Here is a 21,066-nt window from a genome sequence, read left to right as displayed (position 1 = left end):
GCCACCGCCAGCCCGCCGCCAGCGCCGCCGCCGCGGGCAGCGGCAGGCTCAGGCGGCTGCCCCTTCTGCGGCCACCCCCACGCCCCGACGCTGCCGCGCGATGCCCGCTGCAGCGCCTGCGACAGCCCGTTGACCCCGCTGCCCGCCCGCCCACGCCGCGGCGAGGCGGCGGGCCGCCGCCACGACGAGCGCTTCGCGCGCGACGCCGTGGTCGAGCTGCGCCTGCCCGCCGAACGCCTGCCGCGCCGCGCCCGCCTGCGCGACCTGTCCTTCACCGGGCTGCAGCTGTGGGTCGAGACGCCGCTGGCGGTGGGCCGCGTGTTGCGCGTGACCACGCCGCAGTTCGACGCCCTGGTCAGTGTGGTCGGCTGCCGCAAGCAGGGGGTCGGGCATTCGGTGCACGGGCGGTTGCTGACGCTGTCGCTGGCGCCGGCGGCCAAGGGGGTGTACGTGGACGCGCAGGCCTGACCGCCTTGCCTCACCCCCAAAAGGGGGATGGTGCCTTCTGGGACATTCCGTTACAAAGCCGGCGCCCCACACCTCAGAAGGAAGTTTTCATGTCAGTTCGCTCGCGCCCGGCGCTGCTGTTGGCCCTGCTCGTCACCGGCTTCACCGCTGCCCATGCCGGCGCCGTTGCGCCCCTCTCCCCCGATCAGGTTGAGCTGCGCGCCCGTGTGCAGGCCAAGCAACAGGCCAGGCAGCACGCCCAACAGCAGGCCAAGCGCCAGTCGCAGGACCCAGTGGCCCAGTACAACCTGGACATCAAGGCGCCCGAGCTCAAGCGCATCGCGCTGTCCAAGCCCGTCGTCCGCCTGAACAGTGAAGGCAACGGGGAGCTGCTGATTGACCTCAGCGTGGTGGACAACCTGACCGGCGTGGCTTCCGCCGAGGTCAGCGTACTTCATCAGGCCAGTGAATGGGGCACCTGGACCGAGAAGACGCTCTCGGTGCCACAGACCCACGCCAAGCTGGGCGTGCAGGTGATCATGTCTGGGGAGCTCCCGGCCGGCGACTGGATCGTCAGCAATGTCACGCTGCGTGATGCCAACGACAACGTGCGCCAGTACAACGCCGCCGCCCTGGCGGCCCTGGGCAATACCAGCTTCCAGGTCGAGAGTCGCGCCAAGCTTGATGGCGAAGCGCCGTCGCTGACCGGAGGTAGCGTACTCACGCCCGTGGTGTCGCGCAGCACGCCGCCCAAGGGCGAGTACCCCGGGCGTCCCGCCCGCCTCGGCTTGAGCTTGGCGGTCACTGACACTGGCGCGACCAAGACCTCTGGCCTGGGGCGTGCCAATGTGACGCTGTGTGACGACTTCCAGTGGGAGTGCATCTACCTCAGCGGCACGGCGCTGCGGCCCGGCGCGGCATCGGGCAGCATCCTGGTTGGTGGAACGCTTGACAGCTGGACGCCGTCGAACCGCTACACGGTGTACAGCGTGCGGGTCTATGACGTCCAGGGCAATTCGCGCTACTACGAAATCTGGGACACCGACTTCAATGCGATGTTTGGCGGTGATGCCTCGATCACCATCAACGATTGATCGGCAGCCGCCTCGGAGTTGCCCGGCGGCTCGGGGACCGGTTCAACTCCAGATCCGGTAAATCCAGAAGCGCTCGTCCTCGGCAATCAGCTCGCGCAGCGCCTGCGGCGCAAAGCCGGTGACGCGGCGCGTCTCGCGGCACAGGTGCGACTGGTCGGCGTAGCCGGTGTCGGCGGCCACCTCGGCCCAGCGCACCGGGCCCTCGCCCTCGGCCAGGGTGCGAAAGAACGCCTGCTCGGCGCGGCCCAGGCCGCGCAGCTCGCGCATCGGCAGGCCGGTCCAGCCCTTGATGCGCCGTTCGAACTGCCGCAGGCTGCGGCCCACGCCCGAGGCCGCGGCCTGCAGCGCCAGGCCCTGCAGCCAGTCCTGCAGGCGCAGCAGGTGCGGGTGGTCGGCATCGCGCCGCAGGGCGCGCCAGCGCGGGCCCAGGAAACTTTCGATCAGCACCACCCGTGCCGCATCGTCGGGCGCGGCCAGCACGGCCTCGGCCATCGCCTGCCACGAGGCGTCCAGCGCTTCATCCAAGGGCACGAAGCGGTTCAGGAAGCGCGCCGGGTCGATGCCGGTGAGCGCCTGCAGCGCGTCGGGCATCAACATCAGCATCATGCCGTGGCCCTCGGGGCTGTTGCGCGACTGCGTGGGCCGGGTGAACGGGCCGGCCAATGAGACCGGCGGCAGCCGCTGCGGCGCTTGCCCGGGCTCCAGCAGTTCGGAGTGGCCGGCGAAGAACCAGCTGATCGTGCACAGCGGCGAGGCCGGGAAGTGGTTGTGGTGCCACTCGGCCGGCCAGTGTCGCCCGATGCCCAGCGTACTGCGCGAGACGATGGCGCGCACGCAGTGGCTCAGCGACCAGTGCGGCAGCCACAACTGGGCCGGCGCGCGGTTGCGCTGGGCCAGCTCCGGCTGCAGGGGGGGCGCGAGCGTTGCCATGCCCGCAGTGTAGGCAGATGTCGGCCTGAGCGGGCCCAAGTCCCGCCGATGTCGGGAACGTTCAAGACGGTGGGCGCCGCCGGCCCTAGGCTGCCACCCATGAACCATTGGCTTGCGAGCGCTTGCGTGGCGCTGATTGGCATCGGCCTGACCCATTCCGTCATGGGTGAGCGCCGCATCTTTACACCCTGGCAGGCGTCGCCGCCGCGCGACGTCTCGCGCGCCCACCAGGTGATCCTGCGCGCCAGCTGGCACCTGCCCACGCTGCTCGGGCTGGGTCTGGCGGCGGTGCTGGCGCTGCTGGCGGCAGGCGGCGCGCCCGCGTTGCGCTCAGCGATGCTGGCGGCCCTGGCGCTGGCTATCGGCGCCTGCGGCGCGCTGGTGGCCGTGGCCACCCGGGGGCGACACCAGGGCGGCACGGCGATGCTGGCCACCGCGGTGCTGATCGCGCTGGGCCGCTGGCAGGCGGGCGTCGCATGAGCCAGGCCACCGCGATGCCCCCCGGACCCGCCTGCCCCTGGTGGGGCCTGCCGCTGCTGCAAGCCATGTACCGCGACTACCTGGGCTTCACGGCGGGCCTGCAGCGCGACCACGGCGATGTGGTGGCGCTGCGCCTGGGCTGGGAGCACAGCTGGGACCTGTTCCACCCCGACGATGTGCGCACGGCGATGGTCGACCACGCTGACCACCTGGTGCGCTGGGAGCGCGGCACCGAGGTCTTCTCGCAGGCCTTCGGCCAGGGTCTGCTGGTGGCCGAGGGCGAGGCCTGGCGGCGCCAGCGCCGCATGCTGGCGCCGGGCTTTCTGCCGCGCCGCGTGCAGGGCTATGCCGCGCTGATGGTGGATGCGGCCCGCAGCGCGCTGGACGAGATGCTGCCGCCGGGCGTCGACCAGGTGGAGCGGCCGGTCGAATCGCTGTTCAACAGCCTGACGATGGACGTCATCATGCGCACGCTGTTCAGCAGCCGCGCACCCGCGCAGGCGGCGGCGGCCGCCGAGGCCACCCAGGTGCTGTCGCAGGCGGCGATGCAGGAGATGTTCTGGCCCGCCTCGCTGCCCGACTGGCTGCCGCTGCCGCACAAGCGCGCCAAGCGCCGCGCGATGCGGGTGCTGACCGGGCTGGTCGATGGCCAGATTGCGCAGCGCCAGGCGCTGCCGCTGGGCGAGCGCCCCACCGACGACCTGCTGGCCATGCTGCTGGCTGTGCGCGACGAGGACGGCAGCGCGCTCAGCACGACCGAGCTGCACGACCAGTGCATGGTGATGTTCCAGGCCGGCCACGAGACCAGCGCCACCGCGCTGCTGTGGTGGAGCTGGCTGATCGCCAGCCACCCCGCGGTGGCCGAGCGTGCCCGCGACGAGGTGGATCGGCATCTGGCGGGCCGTGATCCGGCCGCGACCGATGTGGCGTCGCTGCCCTACCTGGGCGCCACGCTGAAGGAGGCGATGCGCCTGTACCCGCCCATCGCGGCGCTGCTGACACGGCGCGTCAAGCGCCCCTTTGCGTTGGCCGGCCGCACGGTGCCCGCCGGCACCCTGCTGCGCGTCACGCCCTGGGTCATCCAGCACGACCCGCGCTGGTTCCCCGAGCCCCAGGCTTTCCACCCCGAGCGCTTCCTGGTGGACGAGCCCGCCCAGCCGCGCAGCGCCTGGATGCCCTTCGGTGTCGGCCCGCGGGTGTGCATCGGCCAGCACTTCGCGATGCTGGAGATGACGCTGGTGGCGGCGTTGCTGCTGCAGCGCTGCACGCTGGAGACCCTGCCCCACGAGCCACCGCCGCAGCCGCGCATGTACGTCACCCTGCGCCCGGATGCGCCATTGCGGCTGCGCTTGCGTCGCCGCGCCGTCCTGCCGCCACAATCGGCGCCATGCGCATCCTCAGTGTCAACACCGCCCGTGTCGAGCACCGTCTGATCAACGGCCGCAAAGTTGCTACCGCGATCGCCAAGCGGCCGCGCAGCGGTGCCGTGGCCTACGGCCCACTGGGCCTGGACGGCGACGAGCAGGCCGACCCCAGCGTCCACGGCGGCCTGTCCAAGGCCCTCTACGCCTACCCCAGCGAGCACCTGCCCATCTGGCGCACCATGCGCGCCCAGGCCCGCGCCGGCGACTGGGTCGACGACCTCCCGCCCGGCCTGATGGGCGAGAACCTCACCCTCGAAGGCCTGCTGGAGAAAGACCTGTGGCTGGGCGACCGCCTGCGCTTCGCCGACGGCGGCGTGCTGGTGGTCAGCGAACCGCGCTTCCCCTGCTTCAAGTTCAACGCCGCCATGGGCTTCAACAAGGCCGCCAAGCTGATGGCCGAGTCCGGCTGGTGCGGCACCTACCTGGCGGTGCTGAACCCCGGCAGCGTGCAGGCCGGCCAGCCCTTCGAGCTGGAACCCGGCCCGCGCGAGGTGGGCCTGGTCGAGGCTTTCCGCGCCAAGGTGCGCGGGCGCGACTTCGCGGCGGATTGAGGGGCAGAAGGCGGTCCTTCGCCCCTCTTTGATCCACCACAAACGCGCCCCCTGAACGCCCGCCCGCTGCGGCCGATACGAGGCCATGGCCGGATCGCGGGTGTGACCGGAAGGTCAGGACCAGGGAGGTTCGTGGTGAGCGCAACGTGGCGGTTGATCGTGGGCGGCGTGCCCAGTGGTCTGGACAGGCGGGTCCTGGAGGACCTGATGGCGCCGTGCGGCGGGGCGCGGCTGGATGTGCATGAGTCGGCGGGTGGGCCGGGCGAGTCGGTGGTGGTGCTCAGCATCGGCACCGACCTGCGCCTCGCCGAGCGGCTGCGCCAGCAAGTGGGCGGGCGCAGCATCCAGGGCCACCGCTTGTGGACCTGGCTGAGCCAGCGGCCGCTGCATTGATCTGGCGCACACGGCGAAGCGGGCGGGACACACGGGCTTGACATCGCCCGGTTGGAATGGCGTTGGACGGTGCCGATCGGCCCGTCGATGACGAAAGGACCCCACCATGCTTCGCTCCTCCGCACTCAAGGCTGGTGCAGCCAGCCTGTTCGCCTTGGGCCTGGCCGGCGCCGCGCTGGCCGCACCGGCCTGTCCTGACGGCGCGCGCCCCTGTGACCGCAGCGCTGCGCGCGCCCAGCACGCCCGCATGAACGGCGATCCGGCCGACCATGCGGCCCGCCACCTCGAGCGCTTGAAGACCGAACTCAAGTTGCAGCCGACCCAGGAAGCCGCCTGGAGCGCCTTCGCCACCCAGGCGCTGGAGCAGGCCAAGGCGGCGCGCGCTGAGCGCGACGAGATGGACAAGCTGGGCAACAGTGCCACGGCGCCGGACCGCCTGGCCGCGCACATCTCTGCGCTCAAGCGCCGCACCGCCACGCTGGAGGCCAGCCAGCCGGCCATGACGGCCCTGTATGCGTCGCTCAGCACCGAGCAGCGCGCGGTGTTTGACCGCCAGGGGCCCGGCGCCCGCCCGCCGCGCGGGCCGGGCCGCTGAGGCTCAGCGCCGCCGCGCCACCCAGCGCGTGACGAAGCCCGGGCCCTGGTGCCCGGTGCCTTCGAACAGCGGCACCTCGCCCTCAAAGGATTCGATCTCGTCGAGCACGCTGCCCATCTCGGCGCGCAGGTCGGCGAGCGTCAGCAGCATGTCGGCGTCCTTCGGGCCGCCGCTGGTGTAGCCCTGCAGCTGGCGCGGGTGAAAGCCTTCGACGATGCACCAGCCGCCCGGCGACAGCAGGCCGGCCAGCTGGGCGTGGGCCACGCGCCGCACGGCCGCCGGCAGGTGGCAGTAGATCAGCACCAGCGCGTCAAAGCGCTGCTCGGGCGGCGTCCAGGCTGACAGGTCGGCCCATTGGGCGGTGTATCGCTGCGCCACGCCGCGCTCGGCCGCCAGCGCGCGGGCCTTGGCCAGGCCGTTCTCGGCATAGTCCAGCGCCAGCACCTGGTGGCCCTGGCTGGCCAGCCAGACGCCGTTGCGGCCTTCGCCATCGCCCGGCACCAGCACCTGCGAGTGCGGGGCCAGCAGCGCGGCCTGCCGGCGCAGGAAGTCGTTGGGTTCGGTGCCGTACTTGTGGCCGGGGGCGGCGAAGCGGTCGTTCCATTGGTCTTGCATGGCGGGCTCGGGTGATCGGTCCAGCGTGCATTGTCGGGTCATACTGCGCACCACCGAGCCCCTTTGGCCGCACTGCCCATGAGCGACACCCCAGAAGCCGACACCGACCGCGCCCCGCGCGCGCTGCCGCCCGATGATCCGCTGCGCGCCATGCTGCACGACGAGGTGCACGCCCGGCCGTCGGCGCGCATCCGCCTGCCGGCGCTGGTGGTCTTCGTCGCGGTGCTCAACGACGGCGTCAGCCGCGACGACGAGTGCGCCCATCTGCAGCGCCTGCCCGGCCACGCCCACCTGAGTCCGGCCGACCTGGCCGCCAACTTCCTGCGCCTGCGCTTTGCCGACCACACGCTGAAGTGGGAGCGCCACACCGAATTCACCCGCTACGCGCTGGTGCAGCCGCTGCCCGAGGATGCTGCGCTGGGCGCGGTGCAGCCGGCGCTGCTGCCCGATCTGCGCATTGCCGCCGATTGGTGGCAGTCCATCCCGGGCCGCACGGTGGCGGCGGTGCAGCTGGTGATGGTCAACCACCCGATCGAGGACCCGCATGCCGCGCTGGCGCTGGGTCAGCGCTGGTTTGGTGGCAAGACCGTGGTGGCCTCGCTGATGGGCAATGGCGAGGCCGGGCCGGGCCACTCGATCGCGGTGACCAATTTCCGCCTGGCCGACGACGGCTTCGAGCGCATGCTGGTGATCGCCCCGCCGGGCACCAGCGAGACGCGCGCCGGCCGCATCTCCCAGCGCCTGCTGGAGCTGGAAATCTACCGCCTGATGGCGCTGCGCGGCCTGCCGCTGGCCAAACAGCTGGCGCCGCTGCTGGCGCACAGCGAGGGCGAGCTGGCGGCGGTCACCGCCCGGCTGGAGGCGCGCGATGCGTCCGAGGCCGAGCTGCTCGATGCGCTGATCCACGTGGCCGCCCGCATCGAGCGGGCGCACGCCGAGCACGCCTTCCGCTTCTCGGCCACCGAGGCCTACGACGCGCTGGTGCGTCAGCGCATCGCCGAGCTGCGCGAGCGGCCCATCCCCGGCACGCAGACCATCGGCGAGTTCATGCAGCGGCGGCTGTCGCCGGCGATGGCCACCGTGGCCTCCACCGCACGTCGCCTGAGCCTGCTGAGCCAGCGCACCGAGCGCGCCAGCGCGCTGCTGCGTACGCGGGTGGACATCGCCACCGAGACGCAGAACCAGCAGCTGCTGGCCAAGCTGACGCGCGGGCAGCAGCTGCAGCTGAACCTGCAGTCCACGGTGGAAGGGCTCTCCATCGCGGCGATCTCGTACTACGTGGTCAGCCTGCTGCTGTACGGCGGCAAGGCGCTGAAGTCGATGGGCCTGCCGATCAATCCCGAGATGGCTGCCGGCGCACTGATCCCGGTGGTGCTGTGGGTGGTCTGGAAAGCCACGCAGCGGGTGCACGCGCGACTGATGGGCGACGCCCACTGATGGAGACACTGGCGCTGGTCGGCGCGGTGGTGGGCGCGGTGCTGGCCCTGACCGGCGCCGGCGGCGGCGTGCTGGCGGTGCCGCTGCTGGTGTTTGCCACTGGCCTGACGGTGCAGCAGGCGGCGCCACTGGCCTTGCTGGCGGTGGGCGTGGCGGCCGGCACCGGTGCCTGGCTGGGCTGGCGCGAGGGCGTGCTGCGCTACCGTGCGGCCGCGCTGGTGGGTGGGCTGGGCCTGCTGAGCGCGCCGCTGGGCGTGTGGCTGGCGCAGCGCCTGCCGCAGGCGCCGCTGCTGCTGGGCTTTGCTGCGGTGATGCTGCTGACGGCGCGCCGCATGGCGCGACGCGACCCGGTGCGCGACGGCAGCGAACGCGGCGACGACCGCCCCTGCCACCTCGACCCCACCGAGGGCCGGCTGCGCTGGACCGCGCCCTGTTTCCGTGTGCTGGCGGCCACCGGCGTGGCGGTAGGCCTGGTTGGCGGTCTGCTGGGTGTGGGCGGCGGCTTTGTCATCGTGCCGGCGCTGACCCGTGCCACCGACCTGGACACACGCAGCGTCACCACCACCTCGCTGGGCGCGGTGGCGCTGTCGGCGGTGGGCGGTCTGGCGGGGGCGCTGCAGTTCGGCCAGCTGGATGCCGGGCAGGCGCTGGTCTTCAGCGGCGCGGCGATCCTGGCGCTGCTGCTGGGTCGGCGCGTGGCCGGTCAGCTGCCCTCGCGCACGCTGCGCCGGCTGTTCGCCGCCGTCTGTGTGCTGGTGGCCGTGCTGCTGCTGTGGCGAGTGCTGCGCGGCTGATACCCAACAGGGTATAGTCCCAAGCCTGCACGGGGCCATCGCCGACGCCGCACAATCGGTGCCACCCCATCTCCCCACCTGCTGTCCCATGGCGCAAGCGCACCCCCTGAAGTTCCTGCAGCCCGGCTGGTATGCCATTCCGATGGGCCTGACCGGCCTGGCGCTGGCCTGGCTGCGCGCCACCTCGCTGATGGGCGAGATGGCCACCGGCTTTGCGCTGGTGCTGGGGGCGCTGGCGGCCGCGGTGTTTGCCGTGCTGCTGGTCTTCACCGTGCTGCGCGGCCAGCGCCACCCCGAGGCCTGGGCCGAGGACCGCAAGCACCCGGTGCGCCATGCCTTCATCGCCACGCTGCCGGTCTCGGCCATGCTGCTGGGCTCGCTGGCCGCGCAACTGGGCCTGGCGCACCCGGCCGTGGACGCGCTGTGGTGGGCCGGCTCGCTGGGCCAGCTGTTCACCACGCTGTGGGTGATGGCGCGCTGGTGGCGCCCGGCGACCCAGGGCGGTCTGTCCTGGATGGCGGTGACGCCGGCGCTGTTCATTCCAGTGGTGGGCAACATCATCGCGCCGCTGGGCGGCGTGCCGCTGGGCTACGAACACTGGGCGGCGGCGCAGTTCGGCATCGGCCTGCTGTTCTGGCCGGTGGTGCTGGTGCTGCTGCTGGCGCGGCTGGTGGTGCAGGGCCCGGTGCCCGAGCGCCTGCTGCCCACCGCCTTCATCCTGATCGCGCCGCCCGCCCTGGCCGGACTGGGCGCGCTGCAGCTGGGCGGCTCGCTCACCGTCGCCTGGGCCTGCTGGGGCATGGCCGCGTTCACCTTCGCCTGGGTGGGCTACGCGCTGGCCGGGCGCATCCGCAACCTGCCTTTCGCGCTGCCGCACTGGGGCATGAGCTTCCCCCTGGCCGCCTTCACCGCGCTGACCTTGCGACTGGCTGAGGCCGGCAGCCCGATGGCGGTGGCCGGCCCGGTGCTGTTGGCGTTGACCAGCATCATCATCCTGGGACTGGCCATGGGCACGGTGCGCGGCCTGCGCGACGGCAGCCTGCTGGCGCCTGAGCCGGTCGCCCCGATCATCCCTGTCACTGCCGCCTGAGGAGACCCCCGCATGAAGAACGCCATGGACCTGGTGATGGCCGCCAAGGCCCGCATCACCGAAGTGCCTGCTGCCGACGCGCCCGCCGCGGTGCGCGAGGCCGACGTGCTGATCGACGTGCGCGAGGAGAGCGAGTTCGCCGCCGGCCACATCCCCGGCGCGATCCACGCCTCGCGCGGCATGCTGGAGTTCAAGCTCAGCGCCAACCCGGCGCTGCAGGCGCGCGACCTGAAGGTGCTGGTCTACTGCAAGACCAGCGGCCGCGCCGCGCTGGCGGCGGTGGCGATGCAGGAGATGGGCTACCTCAACGTGCGCTCGATCGCCGGCGGCTTTGACGCCTGGGTGGCCGCCGGTCAGGCCGTGGCCAAACCGGAGCAGCCCAACTTCGGTTGACCTGAGCTGCGGCACACTGGGCGGCATGACCGCCGCCCCGCCCCTGCTCGTGGCCTGCCTGTGTGCCGGCTGGTGCACCACCTGCGACGCCTACCGCGCCACCTTTGATGCGCTGGCCGCGCGCCATCCGCTGGCCGACTTCGTCTGGGTCGACATCGAGGACCATGCCGATGCGCTCGAAGACGATGCCGGCCACGCGCCCGACATCCAGAACTTCCCCACGCTGCTGCTGCTGCAGGACGGCCAGCCACGCTTCTTCGGCACCGTGCTGCCGCATGCGGCGGTGGTCGAGCGCCTGCTGGCCGAGGCCGCCCGCGCCGCGCTACCGCCGCTGGCCGGTGCCGGTCCCCAGGCGCTGGCGCGCGCCGTGCTGGCGCTGCAGCACTCAGGCGCGCTGGACTGAGGCCAGCAGCGCCCGCGCCTGCAGCCAGGACGGCAGCTCCTCGGCCGGCATCGGCTTGCCGATGTGCCAGCCCTGGGCCTCGTCGCAGCCCAGCGCGCGCAGGCGCTGCAGGATGGCGGCGTTCTCCACGCCCTCGGCCACCACGCTCAGGCGCAGGTCGTGGCCCATGCGCACCAGCGCGCCCACCATCGAGGCCTTGTCGGCATCCTGGTCCATGGTGCGCACGAACAGCATGTCCAGCTTGAGCTCATCCACCGGCAGGTCGATCAGCTGCGCCAGCGAGGTCTGGCCGGCGCCGAAGTCGTCGATCGACAGGCGAAAGCCCTCGGCCTTGAGCGCATGCAGGGTCTGCAGCGCGCGCTGCGGGTCGTGGGCGATCGCGCTTTCGGTGATCTCCAGGCACAGCCAGCCGGGCTCGGCGCCGTGGCGCTGCAGTGCGGTGCGCAGGCGCTGCTGCAGCTCGGGCTTCATCAGGTCATGGGCCGACAGGTTGACCGAGATGCGCGGCGCCAGCCCCTGCGCGCGCAGCAGCGCGGCCTGGCGCGCGGCCTCGTCGACCACCCACAGCGTCAGCTCGTGGATGAAGCCGGTTTCCTCGGCAAAGGGGATGAACTGCACCGGCGGCACCAGGCCGCGTTGCGGATGCTGCCAGCGCACCAGGGCCTCGGCGGCCAGCACCTGGTCATCGGCCAGGCGCAGCTTGGGCTGCAGGTACAGGCGCAGCTCCTGGCCGCGGATGGCCTGGCGCAGCTCGCCCAGCAGCGACAGCGTCTGCGCGCTGCCGGCGTCGATCGACGGGTCGTAGGCCAGCATGCCGGCGGTGCGGCGCTTGCACTCGGTCAGCGCCAGCAGGGCGCGGGCCAGCAGGGCTTCGGTGTCGTTGGCGTGCAGCGGTGCCACGGCGATGCCCACGCCGGCCGACAGGTCCACCGTGGAGCCGTCCAGCACCAGCGCCTGCTCGGTCAGCTGGCGCTGCACCAGGCGCGCCACCTCGCGCGCCCGGCCCAGGTCGGCGCCGGGCAGCAGCAGCGCGAACTCGTCCCCGCCCAGGCGGGCCACCAGCGGCTGGCGCTCGGGCAGGTCCAGGGCCAGCGCGCGCAGGCGCTGGGCCACCTGGCGCAGCACCTGGTCGCCGGCCGCGCGGCCCAGCACCTGGTTGACGCGCTCCAGGCGGTCGATGTTGAGCATCAGCAGGGCTGCGCCCGCCTCGCCGCTGACCAGGCGCGCGGCCTCGTCCTCGAACTGGCTGCGGTTGGGCAGGCCGGTCAGCGTGTCCCAGAAGGCCAGCTGGCGGATGTGCTCGGTGCGCTCGGCGATGCCCTGGCGCATGCCCTCGAAGGCCTGGGCCAGCTCGGCCATCTCGTCCTGGCTGGCGACGGTGGCCACGGGCGTGGCGTAGTCGCCGCGGCCCAGTCGGCGCGTGGCATCGACCAGGCCCTGCATCGGCGCGGTCAGCCGGCGCGCGGTGAGCAGGCTGCCCAGCGCGAACAGGCCCAGGCCCAGTCCGCTGACCAGCAGCAGGCTGCCCTGCAGGCCTTCGTAGGGGCGTACCGCTTCGTCAATCGACAGCGACAGCACCAGCGGCACGCCCGCCTCGCCCAGCGCCGGCAGCTCGACCCGGCGCACCTCCAGGGCGTCGCCCGCCAGCGTCAGCTCCTGCGCTGCCGGGCCGGCCTGCAGCAGCGGCGCCAGCGCGGCGGTGCCGCGGGCCGGGCTGAGCGTGCTGGCCAGCACCTGCTGCGGGCCGATCAGGCTCAGCTCGGCCTGGGCCAGCCGGGCCAGCTCGGGCAGCAGGTCGGCCAGCGGCACGGCGGCCAGCAGCCAGCCGCTGGGCGCCTCGCCGCGCTGGCCGATCGGCACCTTGACCACCTGGCAGGGCAGATCGCCCAGCCGCACCAGGCGGGCTTCCTGCCAGCGGCCGTCGTCGTGCCGGGCAGCTTGCTGGGCCAGCGCGGCGGCCTGCGGGCCCACCGCCGCCAGCAGGCGGCCCTGGCGGTCCAGCACCGCGGCCAGGCGCGCCGGCCGCAGGCGGCCCAGCTTGTCTTCCAGCGTCGAGCGCACGGTGTCTGCGTCGACCTCGCCCTGCAGTGTCGACAGCAGCCCATAGTCGGCGCCCACCGTGGCGGCGCCAGCCTGCAGCAGCTCGCCGCGCTGACTGAGCTGCTCGCGCAGCAGGGCCTCGCCATGCGAGAGCCGCACGTCGATCTGCTCGCGTGCGCTGCGCTCGATGCCCAGCCGCGTCAGCAGCAGCGACACGCCCTGCACCGCCAGCAGCAGTGCGACGAAGACCATCACGATGCGCCCACCCAGGCTGCGCCAGAAGGGCCGCGACTTCACCGCGCTGCTCCCGGCAGGCGCACCAGGACCTCGGCGTCTCCCGCCACGACCAGGGCCTGCTCCACGCCAAAGCCGCCGGCCGGTAGCACCGGGTGCCAGGTGCGCAGCCGGTAGCTGCCGGCCGGCACCTCGCTCAGCTGCACCACGCCGTCGGCGCCGCTGCGGCCGTACCAGGGCGTGTCGGCGACGACGATCCAGCCGAGCATGCTGTCGTGGATGTTGCAGCCCAGCACCACCACCCCGGGCTTGTCGAACAGCACCGGCTTCTCGGGGCGGCCGACATAGAGCTTGATCTCGAAGCGCTTGGCCTCGGACACCGAGTAGACATGGTGGCGCACCGTGTCGCGGTTGGGAAAGTCCACCCGCGTGCCCACCGGCACCACCGCCACCTGCGGCTGGAAGCGCTTGTCCTGCTGGCCCACCTCGGCGCTGGCCAGCGGTTTGGGCGCCACGCGCGCGCCGGTGGGCTCGAGCATCACCACCGCGTCGGACAGCAGGTTGCCAGCCGGGTTCAGCACCGTCACACGCACGCTGGCCGCGGCCGCCGCGTCCGCCAGGACGGCGGCGGCGATCAGCAGCAGCGTGGCGCGGCCGGTCATGGTTCGATCGCGATGCTGCGGATCGGCCCGCCGTCGCCGATGGCGCCGATCAGCGTGGCGCGGCCGGTGGTCAGGTCAACTCGGTACAGCCGGCTCTGGTCGGTGCGCAGCATCGCCAGCGGCTGGTTCTTCACATCGGAGATGTCCAGATCGGCCTCGACCAGGCCGTCCACGCCCAGCGGGCCGACGCTCATCACCCGCCCGGTGTTGGGCGAGACCGGCGGCACCTTGCTCTCGTGCGAGCCCATCATCACCAGCTGCGCCAGGCCCACATCGATCGCGTAGTTGGTGGTGAGCTTGTCGTTGTCCTGGTTGTAGGTGTAGCCGGCGGCCACCACGCGCAGCGTGCGGCCGGCGTGGCGGTCGGTGTTGACGTAGCCCAGCAGCGTGTCGGGGGCACCGTCGACCACGCGGCCGGTGTCGGGGTGCACGCGCAGGTTCTGGCCGGCTTCGGTGACCACGCGCAGGCGGTCGACCACGGGGTTGAAGTCGATGCCCACGCGCGCGCCCAGCAGCGGCCAGCCGATGCCGCTGCCCACCGGGCTGGCGGCGCACTGGGCGGTGTCGATCGTGTAGAGCTGGCCGCTGCGGCCCAGCGCATAGAGCTGGCCGCGGGCGACGCGGTAATCCATGCCCAGCAGCTGCTCGCCCGGCTTCAGGCCGCTGATCGCGCACTGGCTGACCAGGGTCTGCGGCGCGGCGGCGTCCAGGCCGAGCAGGCGGTTGTCCGGCGTCAGGGCGCGCACAAACTCGCCCGTGGCGGGGCGGGCCGCGGCGATCGGGGCGACCTGGGGCATCAGGCTGCAGGCACTCAGCGCCAGGGCGGCAAGGGGCAGAAGCAGGCGCAACGACATGGCGGATCCTTGATGTGACTGAAAGTAACACAGCCGCGCAGGGCCGGACTCTCTGGTGTCGGCAGCGGCGCGGCGGTCTTGAGCCGGCGGCGTGCAGTCGGTCACTCCTCGCCGAGGAATCCGCCACTCTGGTGGGCCCACAGCCGCGCATACAGGCCGCCGGCGGCCAGCAGCTCGGCATGCGTGCCCTGCTCGACGATGCGCCCGGCGTCCATCACCACCAGGCGGTCCATCGCGGCGATGGTCGACAGGCGATGGGCGATGGCGACCACCGTCTTGCCCTCCATCAGCCGGTACAGGCTGTCCTGGATGGCGGCCTCGACCTCGCTGTCCAGCGCGCTGGTGGCCTCGTCCAGCAGCAGGATCGGCGCGTCCTTGAGCATCACCCGGGCGATGGCGATGCGCTGGCGCTGGCCGCCGCTGAGCTTGACGCCGCGCTCGCCCACATGGGCGTCGTAGCCGCTGCGGCCCTTGGGGTCGGTCAGGCCCTGGATGAACTCATGCGCCTCGGCGCGGTGGGCGGCGGCGATCATCGCGGCGTCGTCGGCGTCGGGGCGGCCATAGAGCAGGTTGTCGCGCACCGAGCGGTGCAGCAGCGAGGTGTCCTGCGTCACCATGCCCACCTGCGCGCGCAGGCTCTCCTGCGTGACGCCAGCGATGTCCTGGCCGTCCACCAGGATGCGGCCGTCGGCCAGGTCATGAAAGCGCAGCAGCAGGTTGACCAGCGTGGACTTGCCGGCGCCCGAGCGGCCCACCAGGCCGATCTTCTCGCCCGGGCGGATCGTCAGCGACAGGTCGTCGATCACGCGCTTGCTGGCGCCATAGCCAAAGACCAGGTGGTCGAACACCACCTCGCCGTGCGGCACCTGCAGCGGCTGCGCGTCGGCGCGGTCAACCACGGTGGGCGCGCGCGTCAGCGTGTTCAGGCCGTCCTGCACGGTGCCGATGTTCTCGAACAGGCTGGCCATCTCCCACATGATCCAGTGCGAGATGCCGTTCAGGCGCAGCGCCATCGCGGTGGCCGCCGCCACCGCGCCCACGCCCACCTCGCCGCGCGACCACAGCCACAGCGCGCTGCCGGTGGTGCCCAGCACCAGGCCCACGCTCAGGCCGTGGATCACCAGCTCCAGCGCGGTGACCATGCGCATCTGCTGGTGCACCGTGCCCATGAACTCGTGCATCGCGCTGCGCGCATAGCCCGACTCGCGCTGGGCGTGCGAGAACAGCTTGACGGTGGTGATGTTGGTGTAGGCGTCGGTGATGCGCCCGGTCATCAGCGAGCGCGCGTCGGCCTGCGCCTGCCCCACCTTGGCCAGACGCGGCACAAAGAAGCGCAGCGCCGCCAGGTAGCACAGCAGCCAGATGCCGAAGGGCCACAGCAACGTGGTGTCGAAGCTGCCCACCAGCGTCAGCATGGTGGCGAAGTAGATGATGATGAAGACCAGGATGTCGGTCAGCAGCATCACCACGTCGCGCACCGCCAGCGCGGTCTGCATGACCTTGGTGGCCACGCGGCCGGCGAACTCGTCCTGGAAGAAGGCCAGGCTCTGCGCCAGCATCTGGCGGTGGAAGTTCCAGCGCAGGCGCATCGGGAAGTTGCCGTTGAGCGTCTGGTACTTCAGCAGCGCCTGCGCGGCCACCAGCACCGTGCTGCCCACCAGCACGCCGGCCAGTGCCAGCAGCTCGTCGCCGCGCTGGGCCCACAGCTGGGCCGGCGGCACCTCGGCCAGCCAGTCGACGATGCGGCCCATGAAGCCGAACAGGATGGCCTCGAAGACGCCGATCAGCGCCGTCAGCGCGGCCATGCCGGCCACGTGGCCGCGCAGGCCGTCGGAGCAGGCCCAGATGAAGCGCGCCAGGCCGCGCGGCGGCACCGGCGGGATGGCGTCGGGGTAGGGGCGGACCAGCCGCTCGAAAAAGGCGAACAAGAGGGTGCCGGGTCTGAAAGACCGCAAGCGTAGCTGAAGCGCCTCAGCCCCGCAGCGCGATCCAGCCCAAGGCCGTCAGTGGCGCGGTGTCGGCGCGCAGCGTGCGCGGGCCCAGCGTCACTGGGGCGAAGCCGGCGCCGCGGGCCAGCGCCTCCTCGGCCGGGCTGAGGCCGCCTTCGGGGCCGCTGAGCAGCAGCACCGCGGCGGGCAGATCGGCCAGCCGGTCGGCCAATCGCCGCGCATCCGGCCCCAGGCTCAGCACCAGGCGCTGCACGGTCGCATCGGGGGCCAGCGTGGCCAGCCACTCGGCCAGCGCGCCGACCGGCGCCACCTCGGGCACGCGGCGGCGGCCGCACTGCTCGGCGGCGGCCACCGCCACGCCCTGCCAGTGCGCCCGGCGGCGCTCGGCGCGCTCGCCGCTCAGGCGCAGCACCGAGCGCTCGGTGTGCAGCGGCTGGATGGCCGCAGCGCCCAGCTCGGTGGCTTTCTCGACCAGCGCGTCCATGCGCTCGTTGGCCGGCATGCCCAGCGCCAGTGTGACGGCGCAGGGCAGTTCGGTGTCGGGCGCGGCCCGCTCGGCCAGCACACGCACGCTGACCTCGCGCCGGCCCATCGCGGTGATCTCGGCCTGCCATTCGTGGCCGTCGCCGTTGAACAGGGCCAGGGTGTCGCCGGGCTGGCAGCGCAGCACCTGCACATGGCGGGCCGCTTCGGGCGGCAGATCGAGGGTGGCGCCGGCCTGCAGCGGCAGCGCGACATGGTGACGCGTGGACATGGCGCGAGTGTGCCCGATGGCCCGGCCGCCGCCCGGCCCTGGGGGCGCTCAGAGCAGCTCGTTCAGGCGGCGCACCGCGGCCAGGCCGTGGTGATCGGCGATGCGGTCCAGGTAGTCCAGCGCCAGCGCCTGCAGCTCAGGCGCACCGGCGCAGCGTTCCAGCTCAAGCGCGAAACGGTACGAGGCCACCAGGCCCAGGGTTTCGCGGCCATGGGCGTTCAGTGCGTCGTACAGGCGGCTGTAGCTGCTCTCGCGCAGGCGCTGGCGCAAGCGGGCCAGATCAGCGGGAGCCCCGGCGTCCGACGGCGGCGCCGCAGGCGCGGCGGCCGGCGCTGGCGCTGAGGCCGGGGCCAGCAGGCCCGCCTCGACCAGCTGCTCCAGGTCGGCCGCTTCGCAGCCCTTGACCTGCGACAGCCAGAAGCCCGCCGGCTTGTCCGGCGAGATGACGAGCAGCAGATTGCGCTGGTGGCGTGGCAGACCCAGCGCGCGAGAGCGGATCTCGTCCTGACCCGCGGTGGTGCGGACAAATCGCGTGTGCATGTCCCAACGATGAACCTGTGACGGCCCTGGTGCGCTTCACTGGCGCGACTTCCCGGAAGCGTTTGATTATGCGCGTGCCGCCGGTTTGTCGCGCAATTCCCGACGCAGCACCTTGCCCACCGGTGTCTTGGGCAGCTCGGTGCGGAACTCGATCAGCTTGGGCCGCTTGTAGCCGGTCAGGTTGGCCTCGCACCAGGCGCGCACATCGGCCTCGGTGACGGCGGGGTCCTTCTTGACCAGCACCACCTTGACGGCCTCGCCGGCCTTCTCGTCGGGGATGCCCACCGCGGCGCACTCCAGCACGCCCGGCATCTGGGTGATGACGTCCTCGACCTCGTTCGGGTAGACGTTGAAACCCGAGACCAGAATCATGTCTTTCTTGCGGTCGACGATGCGGAAGAAGCCGCGCTCGTCGACCACACCGACGTCGCCGGTGCGGAAATAGCCATCGGCGGTCATGACCTTGGCGGTCTCGTCGGGGCGCTGCCAGTAGCCGGCCATGACCTGCGGGCCGCGGATGGCGATCTCACCGGACTGGCCGGCGGGCACCTCGTGGCCGTCGTCATCCAGCAGCGCCAGCTCGGTGTTGGGCACCGGCAGGCCGATGGTGCCGGTGAAGGCCTTGGTGTCGACCGGGTTGCAGGTGGCCACCGGGCTGGTCTCGGACAGGCCGTAGCCTTCGCAGATCGGGCAGCCGGTCTTCTCGAGCCACAGCCGCGCCGTGGCCTGCTGTACCGCCATGCCGCCGCCCACCGAGATCTTCAGGTGGCTCCAGTCGACACTGGAGAAATCGGCGTGGTTGGCCAGCGCACCGAACAGGGTGTTGACCGCCGGCAGGCTGTGGAAACGCTCGCGCGAGAGGTCCTTCAGCACCGCCGGAATGTCGCGCGGGTTGGGGATCAGGATGTTGCACCCGCCCAGGCGCATCCCCAGCATCATGTTCGTGTTGAAGCCAAAGATGTGATAGAGCGGCAGCGCGCAGATCGCCGTGTATTGCTCGCCGGGCGGGATCAGGCGCAGCGCCGGCTGGTACCAGGCTTCGCACTGCAGCACATTGGCCACCAGGTTGCGGTGCAGCAGCACCGCGCCCTTGCTGACACCGGTGGTGCCGCCGGTGTACTGCAGCACGGCGATGTCGTCGGGGCCGGTGGCCGGCGGCGTCCAGGTCTGGCCGCGGCCGCGGGCCAGCGCGGCATTGAAGCGCACCGCCTGGGGCAGCTCGAAGGGCGGCACCATCTTCTTGACCTTGCGCACCACGTGGTTGACGACGGCGCCCTTGATCAGGCCCAGCATGTCGCCCATCGCGGCCATGATCACGTGCTTGGTGGGCACCTCGCGCGCCACCTGCTGCAGCGTGGACGCAAAGCTCTCGACGATCACGATGGCCTTGGCGCCCGAGTCCTTGAGCTGGTGCTCCAGCTCGCGCGGCGTGTACAGCGGGTTGACGTTGACCACCACCAGCCCGGCGCGCAGGATGCCGGCCACCGCCACCGGGTACTGCGGCAGGTTGGGCATCATCACCGCGACGCGGTCACCCGGCTGCAGGCCCAGGCCCTGCAGGTAGGCGGCAAAGGCGCGCGAGGCCTCGTCGATCTGGGCAAAGCTGTAGGCCTTGCCCATGAACTTGTAGGCGGGCCGGGCGGCATGCTGGCGCAGGCTCTCGTCGATCAGCGCCACCAGCGAGGGGTAGAGCGAGACATCGATCTCGGCGGGCACGCCTTCAGGGTAGTTCTTCAGCCAGGTCCGATCCATCTTCTCTCCGAGCTCGACGGGCGATTGTCCCTGGGGCCATCGAGCCGGGGCATCGGGGGATTCGATAGCGCGGTCTCGGGGATTCTCCCTAGGTTTTTCGCCGAGACCGCACAAGGAGTTACCTTTGCGTTGGCTGAAGACCCCCACTCTAGGGAGGTTCGCCTGGGCGGCGGGTGCCTAGCATGGCCTTCCTTGCAGTTCTCATCACGAGGCCTTTCATGCTCGCTCAGATTCGCACCACGCTTTGCGTCGCCGCCCTGGCTGCCCTGGCTGCACCGGCCCTGGCCGGTGGCGCCCCGATGGCCACCAAGTCGGCCCTGGCTGATACCACCGACCAGTTTGTGGTCAAGTTCCGCGACGCCGCCGCTGCCGATGCCGTGGCGCGTCATGCCGGCGTGCAGGCCACGCTGGCCAAGTACGGCGTGTCGCTGGCCTCGGTCGAGGGCAAGTTCCTGCGCCTGGACCGCCGCATCTCGAACATCGAGGCGCAAAAACTCGAGAAGGAACTGAAGGCAGCCAACCCGGCCTTCGCCGAGGTCGAAGCCGACCTGTGGGCCACGACCCAGCTGGTGCCCAATGACCCGATGTGGTCCACCCAGTGGCACTACCACGAGGCCACCGGCGGCATCAACCTGCCCAAGGCGCTGAACAAGTCCATGGGCGCGGGCGTGGTGGTGGCGGTGATCGACACCGGCTACCGTCCGCACGCTGACCTGGTGGCCAACATCCTGCCGGGCTACGACTTCATCACCAACACCGGCACCGCCAACGACGGCAACGGCCGCGACAGCGACGCCCAGGACCCGGGCGACGGCTGCGGTGGCCAGAGCTCCTGGCACGGCACGCACGTGGCCGGCACGATCGCTGCGGTGACCGACAACGGCGTCGGCGTCGCGGGCGTGGCGCCGCAGGCCAAGGTGGTCCCGGTGCGCGTGCTGGGCTGCGGTGGCGGCACCTTCTCGGACATCGTCGACGCCATCGAGTGGTCCTCGGGCGGTACCGTCGCCGGCGTGCCGGCCAACACCAACCCGGCCCGGGTGATCAACATGTCGCTGGGCGGCTCGGGTGCCTGCCCGGCCACGTTGCAGACCGCGATCAACAACGCGGTCGGTCGTGGCACCGTGGTGGTCGTGGCCGCTGGCAACAGCAACTCCAACGCCGCCAACTTCACGCCGGCCAATTGCGCCAACGTGATCACGGTCGCCTCGGTCAACCGCAATGGCGCGAAGGCCTGGTACACGAACACCGGCGCCGTCGTCGAAATCGCCGCCCCGGGTGGTGACACCACCGGCAACCCCGCCAACGGCGTGCGCTCCACGCTGAACGCTGGCGTCTCCTCGCCGGGCGCTGACAGCTACGCCTACTACCAGGGCACCTCGATGGCCGCACCGCACGTGGCCGGCGTGGCCGCGCTGATGCTGGCCAACCGCCCGAACTGGACCCCGGCCCAGGTGCTTTCGAAGATGCAGTCGACCGCGCGCGCCTTCCCGGGCGCCTGCCCCAGCTGCGGCTCGGGCATCATCAACGCCGCCAAGGCTGTGCCCAAGCCCTGAGTGGCTGGCACTTCACCCGTCCTGAAAGGGCCCGCCACCGGCGGGCCCTTTTTTCGTGGGCCATGCCGCTAAGCTAGGGCGC

Annotated in this window: 22 protein-coding genes; 13 read left to right on the top strand and 9 right to left on the bottom strand. The window is 71.8% G+C overall.

All coding sequences use genetic code 11. The features are described from left to right. Both KAK06_RS18785 and KAK06_RS18780 read left to right on the top strand, forming a co-directional pair. Positions 1-468: PilZ domain-containing protein (locus KAK06_RS18785; protein WP_210803683.1), on the top strand; the 468-nt coding region annotated here is incomplete at its 5' end. A gap of 119 nt (positions 469-587) precedes the next feature. Next, positions 588-1,541 (top strand): hypothetical protein, encoded by a 954-nt coding sequence (locus KAK06_RS18780; protein ID WP_210803682.1) that lies wholly within the window; start codon positions 588-590, stop codon positions 1,539-1,541. 42 nt (positions 1,542-1,583) lie between these two features. On the opposite strand, the gene KAK06_RS18775 is transcribed toward KAK06_RS18780, so the two are convergent. Next, on the bottom strand, positions 1,584-2,471 hold the full coding sequence (locus KAK06_RS18775; protein ID WP_210803681.1) for an AraC family transcriptional regulator: 888 nt from the start codon (positions 2,469-2,471) through the stop codon (positions 1,584-1,586). Between the two features lie 99 nt (positions 2,472-2,570). On the opposite strand from KAK06_RS18775, the gene KAK06_RS18770 reads away from it, so the two are divergent. From KAK06_RS18770 to KAK06_RS18750, 5 genes are all read left to right on the top strand, one after another. Then, a complete protein-coding gene (locus KAK06_RS18770) occupies positions 2,571-2,951 on the top strand; it encodes a hypothetical protein (RefSeq protein WP_210803680.1) in 381 nt (126 codons plus the stop codon). Beyond that, positions 2,948-4,384, top strand: coding sequence for a cytochrome P450 (locus tag KAK06_RS18765; protein WP_247652974.1), 1,437 nt, complete (start codon positions 2,948-2,950; stop codon positions 4,382-4,384). Before KAK06_RS18770 ends, KAK06_RS18765 begins: the two co-directional genes overlap by 4 nt. After that, positions 4,339-4,926, top strand: a complete 588-nt coding sequence (locus KAK06_RS18760; RefSeq protein ID WP_210803679.1) for an MOSC domain-containing protein — start codon at positions 4,339-4,341, stop codon at positions 4,924-4,926. Before KAK06_RS18765 ends, KAK06_RS18760 begins: the two co-directional genes overlap by 46 nt. 135 nt (positions 4,927-5,061) lie before the next feature. After that, a complete protein-coding gene (locus KAK06_RS18755) occupies positions 5,062-5,319 on the top strand; it encodes a hypothetical protein (RefSeq protein WP_210803678.1) in 258 nt (85 codons plus the stop codon). A 106-nt stretch (positions 5,320-5,425) separates the two neighbouring features. Next, positions 5,426-5,914, top strand: coding sequence for a Spy/CpxP family protein refolding chaperone (locus KAK06_RS18750; protein ID WP_210803677.1), 489 nt, complete (start codon positions 5,426-5,428; stop codon positions 5,912-5,914). A 3-nt stretch (positions 5,915-5,917) separates the two neighbouring features. Here KAK06_RS18750 and KAK06_RS18745 read toward each other — a convergent pair whose 3' ends face one another. Further along, complete coding sequence (locus tag KAK06_RS18745) at positions 5,918-6,529, bottom strand: SAM-dependent methyltransferase (RefSeq protein ID WP_210803676.1); 612 nt, start codon at positions 6,527-6,529, stop codon at positions 5,918-5,920. Between the two features lie 78 nt (positions 6,530-6,607). Here KAK06_RS18745 and KAK06_RS18740 point away from each other — a divergent pair, with 78 nt between their 5' ends. The 5 genes from KAK06_RS18740 (at position 6,608) to KAK06_RS18720 (ending at position 10,646) form a co-directional block, all read left to right on the top strand. Beyond that, positions 6,608-7,966 carry a DUF3422 family protein gene (locus KAK06_RS18740; RefSeq protein WP_210803675.1) on the top strand — a complete coding sequence of 453 codons (1,359 nt, stop codon included), beginning with the start codon at positions 6,608-6,610 and terminating at the stop codon, positions 7,964-7,966. Beyond that, a complete protein-coding gene (locus KAK06_RS18735) occupies positions 7,966-8,760 on the top strand; it encodes a sulfite exporter TauE/SafE family protein (protein ID WP_210803674.1) in 795 nt (264 codons plus the stop codon). The genes KAK06_RS18740 and KAK06_RS18735 overlap by 1 nt, the downstream gene beginning before the upstream one ends. Before the next feature lie 88 nt (positions 8,761-8,848). Beyond that, positions 8,849-9,850 (top strand): SLAC1 family transporter, encoded by a 1,002-nt coding sequence (locus tag KAK06_RS18730; RefSeq protein WP_210803673.1) that lies wholly within the window; start codon positions 8,849-8,851, stop codon positions 9,848-9,850. Positions 9,851-9,862: 12 nt separating this feature from the next. Beyond that, positions 9,863-10,243, top strand: coding sequence for a rhodanese-like domain-containing protein (locus tag KAK06_RS18725; protein ID WP_210803672.1), 381 nt, complete (start codon positions 9,863-9,865; stop codon positions 10,241-10,243). 25 nt (positions 10,244-10,268) lie between these two features. Then, positions 10,269-10,646, top strand: a complete 378-nt coding sequence (locus tag KAK06_RS18720) for a thioredoxin family protein (RefSeq protein WP_210803671.1) — start codon at positions 10,269-10,271, stop codon at positions 10,644-10,646. Here the strand turns inward: KAK06_RS18720 and KAK06_RS18715 are convergent. The 7 genes from KAK06_RS18715 to KAK06_RS18685 form a co-directional block, all read right to left on the bottom strand. Continuing rightward, positions 10,629-12,983, bottom strand: a complete 2,355-nt coding sequence (locus tag KAK06_RS18715) for a putative bifunctional diguanylate cyclase/phosphodiesterase (RefSeq protein ID WP_210803670.1) — start codon at positions 12,981-12,983, stop codon at positions 10,629-10,631. The two genes, KAK06_RS18720 and KAK06_RS18715, sit on opposite strands and share 18 nt — an antisense overlap. Further along, positions 12,980-13,582, bottom strand: a complete 603-nt coding sequence (locus tag KAK06_RS18710; RefSeq protein WP_210803669.1) for a methylamine utilization protein — start codon at positions 13,580-13,582, stop codon at positions 12,980-12,982. Before KAK06_RS18710 ends, KAK06_RS18715 begins: the two co-directional genes overlap by 4 nt. Next, entirely contained in the window at positions 13,579-14,436 is an 858-nt protein-coding gene (locus tag KAK06_RS18705) for a DUF4394 domain-containing protein (RefSeq protein ID WP_210803668.1), read from the bottom strand. Before KAK06_RS18705 ends, KAK06_RS18710 begins: the two co-directional genes overlap by 4 nt. A 101-nt stretch (positions 14,437-14,537) precedes the next feature. Continuing rightward, positions 14,538-16,364 carry an ABC transporter ATP-binding protein gene (locus KAK06_RS18700; RefSeq protein ID WP_210803667.1) on the bottom strand — a complete coding sequence of 609 codons (1,827 nt, stop codon included), beginning with the start codon at positions 16,362-16,364 and terminating at the stop codon, positions 14,538-14,540. Between the two features lie 43 nt (positions 16,365-16,407). Then, positions 16,408-17,139, bottom strand: a complete 732-nt coding sequence (locus tag KAK06_RS18695; RefSeq protein ID WP_210803666.1) for a 16S rRNA (uracil(1498)-N(3))-methyltransferase — start codon at positions 17,137-17,139, stop codon at positions 16,408-16,410. 48 nt (positions 17,140-17,187) lie between these two features. Beyond that, positions 17,188-17,679 (bottom strand): hypothetical protein, encoded by a 492-nt coding sequence (locus KAK06_RS18690; protein ID WP_210803665.1) that lies wholly within the window; start codon positions 17,677-17,679, stop codon positions 17,188-17,190. A 66-nt stretch (positions 17,680-17,745) separates the two neighbouring features. Further along, positions 17,746-19,431, bottom strand: a complete 1,686-nt coding sequence (locus tag KAK06_RS18685) for a long-chain-fatty-acid--CoA ligase (RefSeq protein ID WP_210803664.1) — start codon at positions 19,429-19,431, stop codon at positions 17,746-17,748. A gap of 218 nt (positions 19,432-19,649) precedes the next feature. On the opposite strand from KAK06_RS18685, the gene KAK06_RS18680 reads away from it, so the two are divergent. After that, positions 19,650-20,984 carry a S8 family serine peptidase gene (locus tag KAK06_RS18680; RefSeq protein WP_210803663.1) on the top strand — a complete coding sequence of 445 codons (1,335 nt, stop codon included), beginning with the start codon at positions 19,650-19,652 and terminating at the stop codon, positions 20,982-20,984. The last annotated feature ends 82 nt before the right edge of the window (positions 20,985-21,066 follow it).

Origin of the sequence: Ideonella aquatica, assembly GCF_018069755.1 — a bacterium.
Lineage (GTDB): Bacteria > Pseudomonadota > Gammaproteobacteria > Burkholderiales > Burkholderiaceae_C > Ideonella > Ideonella aquatica.
The sequence above is the reverse complement of the archived record's forward strand: the minus strand, read 5'-3'. Positions and strand labels throughout refer to the sequence as shown.